Raw genomic sequence first — 11,755 nt, forward strand, 5'->3', positions numbered from 1 at the left:
TCTCCTTGTCTAGGCCGCCGACTGCATCGCGGCCGGTGCGACGCGAATGCCTCTTTCTTCGAGAATAGGCAGGACCGTGTCGCGGAAATAGGGGAATTCCTCGACATAATCGACGAAGGACAAGGTCGAGCCGCGGAAGCCGGCATGGTGCAGTTGGGTGATGCCGTCGGCCACCTGCTCGGGCGTGCCGGTCAGCGGAAAACCGCCATGGCCCGCCGCCATGCGGTCGCGGATGAGCGCCAGAAGATCGTGCGGGAAGGATTGCGCGTGGGCGAATTGCAGCCGCACCAGATTGTCCACCGCCGCCCAATCGGCATTGGCGCGGCCGAAATGCTCGAGATAGTCGTTGGCTTGCTTTTCCGTCGGCCGGCACACGACATGGGCGAAGGTCAGCACATCGACGTCCCTGCCCGCCGCTTTGCCCTGCTCCTTCAGCGCCGCGAGCTCGTCCTTCGAGCGCGAGAGGTCGATCGCCGGCGTGAACAGGAAATCGGCGTTGCGGACGGCAAATTTCCGCCCCTCTTCCGAGCCGGCCGCGTTGAGGATCGGCAACGGCGATGAGGGACGCGGATCGCCGAGCACGTTCCTGAGCTTGAACCAGGTTCCGTCCCAGTCGAAGGCCTCCGTGCGGCTCCACAGGGCGCGCACGATGTCGAACCATTCCTGAGCGTAGCCGTAGCGGGTGGTGTGGTCGTCGGGCAGCGTCAGCCCAAGTGCCTCGTATTCCGGCTTGTTCCAGCCGGCGACGATGTTGAGGCCGATGCGGCCGCGGCTGATCTGGTCGATGGTGGCCAGTTGCTTGGCGACAACGACAGGATGGTTCGCCGCCGTATGGGTCGTGGCAAAGACGGTGATGTTGCGGGTGAGCGCCAGCAGCCCCGCTGCCCAGGTGATCGTCTCAAGCACGTTGCCATGAAAATTGGTTTCGCCGCCGTAACCGATCCAGCGCGCGATCGGCAGCATGAAGTCGATGCCGGCTTCATCGAGAAGGCGGGCGAGCTTGAGATTGTTGTCCCAGGAATTGTCCCAGCGCTCGGCGACCTTGGTGACGGTCATGCCGCCGGAACAGTTGGACGCGAAGGTGCCGAGAAAGAAAGGCTGTGTGCCAGGCGCGGACTTGTCGAGCATGCTCATGACGACGTTCTCCTCACATTTTTGATTATAATTTATGATAGAAAGTCTATCATTAATTCATGTGGACGCAATCGCGTGGATCGGCGCATCCTCGCGGCAAGGGAGAGGCTGATGAACGAGCGTCGCAAATCGCTGGAAACACAGGAAGAACTGCTCGACCGCGGCTGGCATCTGGCGCGCACGCCGCTCGAGATCGACGTCACCGAGGTCGAATATGCGCTGATGCGCTCCTACGAGGCATTCGGCCACTGGCAGGCGGAGTGCCTCGCCACCGTGATCGAGTTTTCGGCGAGCGGGCCGGAAAACGCGCTGCTCCACATCATCAGGATGAACGACCGGCCCAAAAGCGTCCGCGACCTCGCCCAGATGACCAATCGCGACGACATTCCCAACATCCAGTACAGCCTGCGCAAGCTGTTGAAGGGCAGGCTGATCACGCGCACCGGCAGCGGCAGGGCCGGCGTGACCTACGAGGTGACGCCGCTGGGGCATCGGGTGACGGAACGCTATGCCGATATCCGTTCGGTGCTGCTCATCGAAGCGGTGAAGCGCATTCCCGAGATGGCCGAGAAGCTCGAGGACGTCGCGCGCACGCTGGAGTTGATGACGGGCATCTATGAGCAGGCGGCGCGCGCCGCCGCCACCCATCGCCGCCGCCACCCGCGGCCGGAATCCTCCGGCAATGAGGATTAGCTCCGGGACGACGCCGGCTCGACCCGAACCGGCGCCGGCGCGCCGGCTTGGCTTTGCGCCTTGGTCGTGATGAAAACCCCGGCGGTGATGATGGCGGCGCCCAGCCAGGTCAGAAGCTGGTAATGCTCACCGAGGAAGAGCGTGCCGGCGAACAATCCAACGGCCGCCGCCACATAGCCGATCTGGCTGAGATAGACCGGCCCGCCGACCGCCTGCAGGCGGAAGAAGAAGGCAAACATCGCCGAGGCCGACACAACCTGACCGACGACGACGAGGGGCACGGCGCCGAGCGGGGCGAAGGCATGCGTGCCCAGAAGGCCGAGGATGCCAATGAGAAGCAGCGTGGCCGAGGCCAGGTGGCTGCCGACGGCAAGCTCGATCGGGCCGGTGTCTTGCGGCCAGTCGACGGTGCGGTAGATGTTGCCGGCGGCGAGGCTGACCGGGATGAGCAGTCCGATCGCCACCCAGAAATAATCGGCCGGCTGGCCGGCCTCGCCGCGTGTGAGAGCCACCATCGCCGCGCCGACGAAACCGACGGCGATGCCGATGACGCCGAGCAGGTTGGGGCGCCTGACACCGAGCACGATCGAGAACACCAGCGTGATCACCGGCGACAGGGTGAACATGATGCCGGTGTAGCCGGCGCCGAGATGCGGGATGGCCGAGAACATCAAAAGATTGGGGACGGCATAGGAAATCGCCGCGGTGACGAAGAAATAGCGCAGCTTGTGCGGCGTCAGCCGGATCCGCTCGCCGCGCAGCAGAAGCGCCAGAAACAGCACGCCGCCTGCGCCCAGCGAAATGACGAAGGCCCAGACCGTGGCCGGTACCCCGGCGGCGGTGGCGAGCTTGCCGAACGGCAGCGTCATGCCAAGCAGGCCGCCCGTCACGACCAGAAGCCAGATCGCTGAATCCCAGAGAAATCTCATTGGTTCGTCCTGTCGCTGCGAGACCGCTTGGCGGCCAGTTCTTGTTGCAGTAAGATAATGCAAAGATTCTTTATGTCAAGATACTTTACGGTGAGCAATATGGATCGAGCGGGCAGGGCCATGGAACAGTGGCGACGGGAACGACCGGATCTCGACGTGTCGCCGATGGGCGTCATCGGGCGGTTGAACGAGGCCTCGGCGCTCATTGCGCGCGACCGGCTCGCGCCGGTATTCGCCCGCTTCGGGCTGCAGTCCGGCGAATTCGACGTGTTGGCGACGCTGCGCCGTTCCGGCGCGCCCTATGCGTTGACGCCGACCGAGCTCTACGAGGCGACGATGGTGACGTCAGGCGCCATGACCGCACGCCTCGACCGGCTGGAGAAGGCCGGCCTGACCCGGCGCGCGCCGCACCCCAGCGACCGGCGCGGTGTCGTCGTCGAGCTCACCGTGAAAGGCCGCGAGCTCACCGACGAGGCGCTCACCGCCCACGTCGCCAACGAGCATGAAATCCTTGCCGGCCTGACGCGCGAGGACGGGGAAACGCTGGCGAAACTTCTGGAAAAATTGATCGGAAGTCTGAGTTCGCCGTTCTAGTTCCGGTCGTCCGGAAAGCTCGGGATCGGCATGAACTCGACGCCGTCCTCGGCGAGGCTCTGCGCCTCTTCGGGGGTGGCTTCGCCGTAGATGCCGCGCGGATCGGCCTCGCCGAAATGGATCTTGCGCGCTTCCTCGGCGAACTTGTCGCCGACATAGTCGGCATTCTCGCGCACCTTCTCGGCCAGCGCCTTGAGCTGCGCTAGCGCCTGCTTCTGCGCCTCGCCCATGGCCAAGGCCACCTTCTCCTGTTTGCGGGATGTGGAGACGGCGGGCGCCATCAACGCCTTCTCGACCTTGTGCGAGCCGCAGCTCGGGCAATCGACGAAGCCGCGCTTCTTCTGGGTGTCGAAATCGTCATTGCTGCGGAACCACGCTTCGAACTCGTGCTCGTGTTCGCAGATCAGGGAGAAACGGATCAAGAGGCGGCACCCCTGAGACGCGGCGCTTCCCTTGTTCCGGCTTTGACGGCGAAGTCCCGCGCGTTCTTCAGATTGGGGATCTTGCGGCGCGCGGCCAGCGACTGCGCCGGATCGATCTCGGCGACGATCACCCCGGGCTCGTTATGCGCGGCCTCGGCGATGATGCGCCCCCACGGATCGACGATCAGCGAATGGCCATAGGTCTCGCGCCCGTCCTCATGCAGGCCGCCCTGCGCGGCAGCGATGACATAGGCGCCGTTCTCGATGGCGCGGGCGCGCAGCAGCACATGCCAGTGCGCTTCGCCGGTCTGGCGCGTGAAGGCGGCCGGCACCGTCAGCACTTCGGCCCCGGCCATCGCCTCGGCGCGGAACAGCTGCGGAAAGCGCAGGTCGTAGCAGACGGCAAAGCCAAGCTTCGTCCCTTCGATGTCGGTCACGGCCGCTTCCGTCCCTGGCTCGTAGGACGCGGATTCGCGCCAGCTCTCGCCATTGTCGAGATCGACGTCGAACATATGGATCTTGTCGTAACCGGCGATCACGGCGCCGTCTGGCGAAAACAGGAAAGCGCGGTTGGCGAGCTTCCCGTCGGCGCGGCGAATGGCCGTCGAGCCGATATGCAGGTGAATGCCGAGTTCCTTCGCCAACCTGCGCGCGGTCGCGACGACGATGTCCTTGTCCTCCGCGGTAAAAGCGGCCGCGCCGGCTTCCTTGTCGCGCACCAGCGCCCCGGTCATTTCCGGCGTCTGGACGTAGGTGGCGCCCTGGCCGGCGGCCTGGCGGACCAGGATCTCCATGTCGGCGGCGTTGCGTTCCGGGCTCGTGCCCGAACGCATCTGCACGGCGGCGGCCTTGAAACTACCCATGGTCATCTCCCGTTGGCGAGCATCGCGTCCAGCCGGCCCCGCGACTCCAGATCGTGGAGGTCGTCGCAGCCGCCGACATGCGTGTCGCCGATGAAAATCTGCGGAAAGGTGGCTCGCCCATGCGCTTTGGAAATCATTTCCTGGCGCAGCTCCGGCGAGAACGAGGCGTCGTGCTCGGTATAGGCTACCCCCTTGCGGTCGAGCAACCGCTTGGCGGCGTTGCAGTAGCCGCACATCATGCGGGTGTAGATCGTCACATCAGCCATTGGCCGGCAGTCCTCATGCATGCCGTCCAGTGAGGTACGAAAGCGACATGCGGCAAACAACAAATTAAAACCTATATAGTCGCGGACTCATCGGGCCGAAAGTCCCCAGGCAGGACGCGGGCGAAAGTGAGGATGTCGACGGCTCCGGCGCCGCCCCTCTTCAGCGCCTTGGCGACCGCCCGCACCGTTGCGCCGGTGGTGTAAACATCGTCGACCACGAGCACCCGGCGCCCGGCTATCTCGATTTCGGCTTCCGGCGGGACGCGAAAGGCGGCGCGCACATTCTCCTCGCGCTCGTGCCGTTCGAGTCCGACCTGCTGGCGCGTCAGCTTCACGCGCCTGATCGCGGATGGCGAGAAGGGCAGCCCGCCGAGCTTTGCAACGGCCCGTCCGAGCTCTGCCGACTGGTTGAATTGGCGCCGGAAGAAGCGCCGCCAGTGCAACGGCACCGGCACGACCAGGTCGGCCTCCGCGGCCAGCTCCGCGCCGGCGCGCATCATCCAGTTCGCCATCCACGGCGCGAGGTCGGTTCGATCCTGATATTTCAGCCCCTGCACCATCTGCCGCGCGACGCCTGAATAGACGACGGCCGCCCGCGCCCTCTCGAAGGGCGGAGGATCGGCGATCGCCTCGGCGGACAGAAACCCCTCGCCCATGTCGTGGGTGAAGGGCGTGCCCATCACTGGGCACCAGGGCTTCTCCAGCAGCCTCAGCTTCGGCCAGCAGGCGCCGCACAGCACGCCAGGCTGCGACACATGGCGACGGCAGCCGGCGCAAACCGGCGGAAACAACAGGCGCGCCGGCCAGGCCAGTGCCTGCCGGGCCATATCCTGGACCGCTATGGTCTTGATCTTGTGCACCGGATCGGCCACGTGATTGGAACCCGGCGCACCTTAACACCACCCCGGCACGCGCGGACAACAGGAAGCTTTTCGTTGCAGCCCTTGATCGACACCGAGCTCTGGCTCGCGCGCAAGCGCAGGGCTCTCGCCCGCCCCGTCGAAGGCGCCGATTTCCTGATGCGGCGCGCCGCGGAAGACCTTGCCGACCGGCTGGGTGCCGTCGAACGCCGCTTCGGCAAGGCGGCCGCGCTGTTTTGTCAGACGTCGGCGGCGGCGGACGTGCTCGCCGGCAGCGGCAAGGTCGGCGAGATCGTACGCGTCGAGATGGACGAAGCGCTTCTGGCCGGCGGCCCCGGCCTGGTGGCGCCGCCGGAGACCGTGCCGTTCGAGGAAGGCAGCCTCGACCTCGCCGTCTCCCTGCTCTCGCTGCACGCCGTGAACGACATTCCCGGCGTGCTCGCGCAAATCCGCCGGGCGCTGAGACCGGACGGGCTGTTCCTCGGCGCTCTCGCCGGCGCGGGCACATTGGCGGAATTACGCGAGAGCATGCTTGCGGCCGAGACGGAGCTTTACGGCGGCGCGAGCCCGCGCATCCTTCCTTTCACCGACGTGCGCGACGCGGGCGCGCTGCTGCAGCGCGCCGGCCTGGCATTGCCGGTCGCCGATGTCGAAACGGTCGCGGTGCGCTACGATACGCTGTTCGATCTCGCGGCCGATCTCCGCGCCATGGGCGAAACCAACGTGCTCATCGATCGCAGCCGCCGGTCGGCCGGCAGGCGGCTGTTTGCCCGCGCGGCCGAAATCTATGGCGAGCGATTCGCGGATCCGGACGGCCGTATCCGCGCAAGTTTTTCGATTGTTTGGATGTCCGGCTGGGCGCCAGACGCCTCGCAACAAGAACCGCTCAGACCTGGATCGGCCAAGGTCTCGCTAAAGGCTGTCCTGGAGAACCCGCCTAAGACTTGAGCGCGCCCGTCGTCAGTGAGCGAAGGCGTTGGCTAGCTTGCTGTTGTTGTCGGTGAACAGCCATACGAGCCCATCGGCCGCCTGTTTGACCCCGGCGATGATGGCGAGCGACAACACCACGACGATCAGGCCATATTCGACGGCCGTGGCGCCCGTTTCATCTTCAATGAATTGCTGCAGCAGGTTTTTCATGATCATCGACCCCTCATGCAGAAACTCTAATGTCTTACCCGTTAAGAAAGGTTAACGGCAAAAGCTTAACAGCGAGTGAAACGCCGCCGTGCCGCGAAATCATTAACCAAGTCAGCACTCGCCGCTGCGGCTGCCGTCATTGCGGATGACACAGATTGAACTGGGCAAAGGCTGCAGCACGCTGCGGCGCAGCGTATATGTATTGGGACGATGACCGATCGATCCGGTCGCCGTCATGTCGAGCCCGCCGGGGAAGCCGTCGCGAGCGCTCTGCGGCCGGGTCTGGCTGTCCAGGAAAGGCGTTGCGATCAGCGCCAGCGCCACCGCGGCCGAGCCGAAGAGAAGCGTGATCCGCAGGATACCCATGCCGGCGTCCACCGCGCGGAAGCCGCGGTCGGGCCGGATCGAGTCCCAGTCTCTTTCGAGGCTCATGCCGTGTTTCCCAGTCATCGACGATATCGCCGCGCGAAACGGCCTCGTGCAATTTTTCACATCGAGATAAATCTTCCATTAACGCTGGCTAAAGCAGCTCCAGGGAAACGTGCGGAAACATTCACCGTCTCCGGGAAACGGTGAGCTGTCGCAAGGGCGAACCGCGAAACTACAGAAGGTCGATGAGGAACTGGATCAGCGGCGCGTCGGCCGGCGGCATCGGATAGTCGCGCATCTGACGGGGCCTGACCCATTTGAGTCCCTGCCCTTCTTTGGGCTGCGCGATCCCGCGGAAGCGGCGGCAGACATAAAGCGGCATCAGGAGATGGAAATCGTCATAGGAGTGGCTGGCGAAGGTGAGCGGCGCCAGGCACGGAATCTCCGTCTCGATGCCGAGTTCCTCATGCAATTCGCGCACCAGGCATTCCTCTGGCGTCTCGCCGGGCTCGACCTTGCCGCCTGGAAACTCCCACAGGCCGGCAAGCTGCTTTCCTTCCGGACGCTGCGCCAGGAGCACGCGCCGGTCGGTGTCGACCAGCGCGCAGGCGGCGACCAGCAGCAGACGCTTTCCGGTTGGCTTGCTCTCGCTCATGCGCCCGGCGGCCGTCGATAATGGTAGCGATAGACTTCCTCGAAGCCGAGCGACCGGTAGAGCGAGAGCGCCGGCCCGTTGCTGGCCTCGACCTGCAGCCAGGCTTCGCGCGCGCCGCGCAGCCGGGCCCATTTCAGCGCCGACAGGATGAGATTGCGGCCATGGCCCTTCTTGCGCGCCGATTCTTCGGTGGCGACCTCGAACAGACCCGCGAGATCGCCGTCATGCACGCAGATCAGCGTCGCCAGCGGCTCGTTGCCCTCCTCGAGCGCGAACAGCCCCGCTTCCGGCTGGATCGCGCCGATGACCTCGGACAGGCCGGGCCGCAGCGAGGCGTCCGAGCCGCTCGTCCTCAGCGACGCGCCGATGAAGCGGCTGATGTCCTTGAGCGGAATCTGGTCCATGGCCGCGCCGAGCCCGACCTCCTTCAGCGGCAGCCGCATGACCAGGGATTCGTCGAACCTGTTCCAGCCGGCCTTGTCGAGATGCGTGGACAGAACCAGTCCCGACAGCGGCGACATGCGAAAGGTCAGCGGCCGGCCATAGGCGTCGAAGCGCCGCGCGGCGCGGCCGATGCGCTCTTCGATGGCGTGCGTGTCGCCCGGATCGAGCGGATTGACCGAGTTCAGGCGCTTGGCGGGGTGTCCTGCCGTGAGCCGTACCACCCAGGTCCCGTCATAATGGACGGCCGCCGCCGGCCAGGCGCGAAAGCCCGCCGCCTCGTAGCGGCGCACGACCGCCAGCACGCTTGCCGGATGCCCGGACACCGGCGCCATCAGCTCCGGTAATCGCCATTGATGGCGACATATTCCTTGGTGAGGTCGCAGGTCCACACCGTCGCCTTGCCGCGGCCGATGCCGAGATCGGCGCGAATGCGGATGTCGTCGCGCTTCATATAGGCCGAGGTCGCTTCCTCCGAATAGCTCGGATCGCGTTCGCCCTCATGCGCGAGCCGATTGTCGCCGAACCAGATCGACAGCCGGTCGCGGTCGGCCGGTTCGCCGGCCTTGCCGACCGCCATGACGACGCGGCCCCAATTGGCGTCCTCGCCGGCGACGGCCGTCTTGACCAGCGGCGAATTGGCGATCGAAAGCGCGATGCGCTTGGCCGAGCGGGCGGATTTCGCGCCGGTGACCGTGACCTCGACTTGCTTGCGCGCGCCCTCGCCGTCGCGCACCACCTGCAGCGCCAGCGACTTCAGCACCTTGCCGAGCGCCCGGCGGAAGGCGCCAAGCCGCGCATCCTTGGGATCGCTGATCGCCGGCGCGCCGCGGGCGGCGGCCTTGCCGGTGGCGAAGATGAGCAGCGTGTCGCTGGTCGAGGTGTCGCTGTCGACGGTCACCGCATTGAAGGTCTTGACCGTGCCGCGCGAAAGCAGGTCCTGCAGTGCGGGGGCGGCGATCGGCGCATCGGTGGCGATGAAGGAAAGCATCGTCGCCATGTCGGGCGCGATCATGCCGGCGCCTTTGGCGATGCCGTTGATGGTGACGTCGGCGTCGCCGAGCTTGACCGTCGCCGTCGCCACCTTGGGATAGGTATCCGTGGTCATGATCGCCTTGGCCGCCTCGGTCCATAGATCCGGCTTGCCGTCCTTGGCCAGGCCGGCGAGCAGATGGCTGAATATGGTGGTGTCGAGCGGCTCGCCGATGACGCCGGTCGAGGCCAGGAAAACCTCGCTCTGCGAGCATCCGGCGGCCTTCGCCGCCGCCTCGCCGGTCAGCGCGGTCGAAGCCTTGCCCTTCTTGCCGGTGAAGGCGTTGGCGTTGCCGGAATTGACCACCAGGACGCGCGCCTTGCCGGCAGGCAGGTTCTGACGGCAGAAGTCGACCGGCGCCGACGGGCATTTCGACTTGGTGAACACGCCGGCGACAGCCGTGCCCGGATCGAAGACCATGGCCAAGAGGTCGGTTCTGTTCTTGTATTTGATGCCGGCTTCGGCGGTCGCGATGCGCACACCCTCGATGGCCGGCATCTTCGGATATTTCTTCGGTGCGAGCGGCGAAATCGTAGCGGACATCGGAACCCCGGAGCGGCAAGAACGCGAAAGGAAGGCCGGTTTGCCCGATAGCGCGCGTCGGCGCAAGGGGCGTTCTGGCCGTGCCTTCCCGGCCTGGCCAGCGGCTTGGCAGTTGGAAACGCGTCGTTTCGTTTCGTCGCCGAAGCCAATATGATCGGCGCCAGATTCACCGGCTAAGGAAGACCTCGATGGACGAAGCCGCCGCTCGCGGGCGCAAGTCGATCGGCGCGAAACGCAATCCCGAGAGCGCCGATGCCATCGTCAAGGCCGCCGAGGCGGTGTTGCGCGAGGCGGGCTATGCCGGCTTCTCGATCGAGGCCGTCGCCCGGCGGGCGCGGGCGGGAAAGCCGACCATCTATCGCTGGTGGCCGAGCAAGGCGGCGCTGCTGATCGAGGTCTACCAGCGGCAGAAGCGCGTCGAGACGCCCGACACCGGGAACATCGAGGACGATCTGGCCGGCTTCCTCCAGAACCTGTTCGCGCATTGGCGCGACACCCCGTCGGGCAACATCTTCCGCTCGCTGATCGCGGAGGCGCAATCGGACGAGACTGCCGCGGCCGCCCTTGCAGAATATTCAAAGGGGCGCCGCAGCCATACCGGCCGGATGATCGAGCGCGCCAAGGCGCGGGGCGAGGTGGCGGCCGATGTCGATGCCGGGATCGTCGCCGACCTGATCGCTTCCTTCGCCTGGCGGCATCTTCTGGCCGGACGGCTCGACGAGGACGACGCGCTGATCCGCGCCGCCGTCCGCTACATCACGCGGGGTATAATGAACGCTTGACCCCCGAAAGCGAAAGGGCGCCCGAAGGCGCCCTTTTAGAATTATCCAGCCGCAAGCGGATTACTTGCCGGCTTCCAGCGTGTCGATGTCCTTCTTGAGCTTCTCGTCCGGGATCTCGACCTTGGCGGCCGCGCGCAGTTCCTTGACCATGGCGAAATACTTGTCGCGGATCACCGCCTGCTTGGCCTGATCCTTGACGTCGTCGAAGGCCGGCGGCTGCTTGGCGCGCTTGTCCTCGACCTTGATGACGTGCCAGCCGAACTGCGACTGCACCGGCTCCTTCGAATATTTGCCGACGTCGAGCGCGAAGGCCGCCTTGTCGAACTCCGGCACCATCTGCCCCGGGCCGAACCAGCCGAGGTCGCCGCCACTGGTCTTGCCGCTCGGATCGCTGGTGTGATCGTTGGCGAGCTTCTGGAAGTCGGCGCCGCCGTCGAGCTGCTTGATGATCGCCTCGGCCTCTTCCTTCGTCTTCACGAGGATGTGACGGGCGTGGATTTCGTTGACCGGCGGCGTGTTGGCGATCTCCTGGTCGTAGCGGGCGCGCACTTCGGCGTCCGTCACCTTGTCGACCACTTCCTTCTCGACCACCTCGCCATGCAGGGCGCGCGCCTGCAGGAACGCCATGCGGCGCTGGAAGTCGGCGTCCTTGTCGAGGCCGCTGTCTACCGCCTTCTTGGCCATGACGCGGATTTCGATCGCGGCCGAAAGGGCAGCCGCGCGGCGCTGTTCGGGCGGCATCTGCGCGAACTGTTGCGACAGTTCGCCTTCGGCGAGCTGAAGATCGGCCTCGGTCAGCTTCTCGCCATTGACGGTGGCGACCACGGCATTGGGATCGACCGGAGCCGCCGCCGGCGATGTGGCGTCTTGGGCGGGCTTGGTCTCCTGCGCCATCAGCGGCGACAGGCTAAGAGCCGAGAGCCCGAAGACCAGACCGAGGCTGGCGAGCGAGGCGCGGCGGAACGACAGGGACATCAAGATAACTCCAATGGGGATTGCCAATAAGGACCGCGTGAGCGGAAGGGTTCCAA

At 65.6% G+C, this 11,755-nt stretch carries 16 protein-coding genes; 4 read left to right on the forward strand and 12 right to left on the reverse strand.

Going from position 1 to position 11,755, the window contains the following annotated elements; translation table 11 throughout:
• Positions 1 to 9 precede the first annotated feature (9 nt).
• Positions 10 to 1,134, reverse strand: a complete 1,125-nt coding sequence (locus FJ417_RS14860) for an LLM class flavin-dependent oxidoreductase (protein ID WP_140783971.1) — start codon at positions 1,132 to 1,134, stop codon at positions 10 to 12.
• Positions 1,135 to 1,245: 111 nt separating this feature from the next.
• Here FJ417_RS14860 and FJ417_RS14865 point away from each other — a divergent pair, with 111 nt between their 5' ends.
• Positions 1,246 to 1,827: a winged helix DNA-binding protein gene (locus tag FJ417_RS14865; protein ID WP_140658880.1), complete on the forward strand. Its 582-nt coding sequence runs from the start codon at positions 1,246 to 1,248 to the stop codon at positions 1,825 to 1,827.
• On the opposite strand, the gene FJ417_RS14870 is transcribed toward FJ417_RS14865, so the two are convergent.
• Entirely contained in the window at positions 1,824 to 2,756 is a 933-nt protein-coding gene (locus FJ417_RS14870) for a DMT family transporter (RefSeq protein ID WP_140783972.1), read from the reverse strand. The genes FJ417_RS14865 and FJ417_RS14870 overlap by 4 nt on opposite strands.
• 99 nt (positions 2,757 to 2,855) lie before the next feature.
• On the opposite strand from FJ417_RS14870, the gene FJ417_RS14875 reads away from it, so the two are divergent.
• Positions 2,856 to 3,350 (forward strand): MarR family transcriptional regulator, encoded by a 495-nt coding sequence (locus FJ417_RS14875; protein WP_140784053.1) that lies wholly within the window; start codon positions 2,856 to 2,858, stop codon positions 3,348 to 3,350.
• Here the strand turns inward: FJ417_RS14875 and FJ417_RS14880 are convergent.
• From FJ417_RS14880 to FJ417_RS14895, 4 genes are all read right to left on the reverse strand, one after another.
• Complete coding sequence (locus FJ417_RS14880; protein ID WP_140783973.1) at positions 3,347 to 3,772, reverse strand: DUF1178 family protein; 426 nt, start codon at positions 3,770 to 3,772, stop codon at positions 3,347 to 3,349. The two genes, FJ417_RS14875 and FJ417_RS14880, sit on opposite strands and share 4 nt — an antisense overlap.
• Positions 3,769 to 4,635: a carbon-nitrogen hydrolase family protein gene (locus tag FJ417_RS14885; protein ID WP_140783974.1), complete on the reverse strand. Its 867-nt coding sequence runs from the start codon at positions 4,633 to 4,635 to the stop codon at positions 3,769 to 3,771. The genes FJ417_RS14880 and FJ417_RS14885 overlap by 4 nt, the downstream gene beginning before the upstream one ends.
• Positions 4,636 to 4,637: 2 nt before the next feature.
• A complete protein-coding gene (gene grxC, locus FJ417_RS14890; protein WP_140645242.1) occupies positions 4,638 to 4,901 on the reverse strand; it encodes a glutaredoxin 3 in 264 nt (87 codons plus the stop codon).
• 71 nt (positions 4,902 to 4,972) lie between these two features.
• On the reverse strand, positions 4,973 to 5,773 hold the full coding sequence (locus FJ417_RS14895; protein ID WP_140658875.1) for a ComF family protein: 801 nt from the start codon (positions 5,771 to 5,773) through the stop codon (positions 4,973 to 4,975).
• Positions 5,774 to 5,836: 63 nt separating this feature from the next.
• On the opposite strand from FJ417_RS14895, the gene FJ417_RS14900 reads away from it, so the two are divergent.
• Positions 5,837 to 6,709, forward strand: coding sequence for a methyltransferase domain-containing protein (locus tag FJ417_RS14900; RefSeq protein WP_140783975.1), 873 nt, complete (start codon positions 5,837 to 5,839; stop codon positions 6,707 to 6,709).
• A 12-nt stretch (positions 6,710 to 6,721) separates the two neighbouring features.
• On the opposite strand, the gene FJ417_RS14905 is transcribed toward FJ417_RS14900, so the two are convergent.
• The 5 genes from FJ417_RS14905 to argJ form a co-directional block, all read right to left on the reverse strand.
• Positions 6,722 to 6,901, reverse strand: a complete 180-nt coding sequence (locus FJ417_RS14905; protein WP_140543577.1) for a Flp family type IVb pilin — start codon at positions 6,899 to 6,901, stop codon at positions 6,722 to 6,724.
• Between the two features lie 111 nt (positions 6,902 to 7,012).
• Positions 7,013 to 7,333: a hypothetical protein gene (locus FJ417_RS14910; RefSeq protein WP_140645239.1), complete on the reverse strand. Its 321-nt coding sequence runs from the start codon at positions 7,331 to 7,333 to the stop codon at positions 7,013 to 7,015.
• A gap of 169 nt (positions 7,334 to 7,502) precedes the next feature.
• On the reverse strand, positions 7,503 to 7,925 hold the full coding sequence (locus FJ417_RS14915; RefSeq protein WP_140645238.1) for a (deoxy)nucleoside triphosphate pyrophosphohydrolase: 423 nt from the start codon (positions 7,923 to 7,925) through the stop codon (positions 7,503 to 7,505).
• Entirely contained in the window at positions 7,922 to 8,701 is a 780-nt protein-coding gene (locus tag FJ417_RS14920; RefSeq protein ID WP_181182171.1) for a GNAT family N-acetyltransferase, read from the reverse strand. Before FJ417_RS14920 ends, FJ417_RS14915 begins: the two co-directional genes overlap by 4 nt.
• Complete coding sequence (argJ, locus tag FJ417_RS14925; protein ID WP_140783976.1) at positions 8,701 to 9,942, reverse strand: bifunctional glutamate N-acetyltransferase/amino-acid acetyltransferase ArgJ; 1,242 nt, start codon at positions 9,940 to 9,942, stop codon at positions 8,701 to 8,703. The genes FJ417_RS14920 and argJ overlap by 1 nt, the downstream gene beginning before the upstream one ends.
• 188 nt (positions 9,943 to 10,130) lie before the next feature.
• Between argJ and FJ417_RS14930 the strand changes: the two genes are divergently transcribed.
• A complete protein-coding gene (locus tag FJ417_RS14930; RefSeq protein ID WP_140783977.1) occupies positions 10,131 to 10,724 on the forward strand; it encodes a TetR/AcrR family transcriptional regulator in 594 nt (197 codons plus the stop codon).
• A gap of 60 nt (positions 10,725 to 10,784) precedes the next feature.
• Here the strand turns inward: FJ417_RS14930 and FJ417_RS14935 are convergent, their stop codons facing one another.
• Positions 10,785 to 11,699 carry a peptidylprolyl isomerase gene (locus tag FJ417_RS14935; RefSeq protein WP_140783978.1) on the reverse strand — a complete coding sequence of 305 codons (915 nt, stop codon included), beginning with the start codon at positions 11,697 to 11,699 and terminating at the stop codon, positions 10,785 to 10,787.
• Between the last annotated feature and the right edge of the window lie 56 nt (positions 11,700 to 11,755).

Source organism: Mesorhizobium sp. B3-1-7, from assembly GCF_006439385.1.
In the GTDB taxonomy this organism is placed as follows: Bacteria; Pseudomonadota; Alphaproteobacteria; order Rhizobiales; family Rhizobiaceae; genus Mesorhizobium.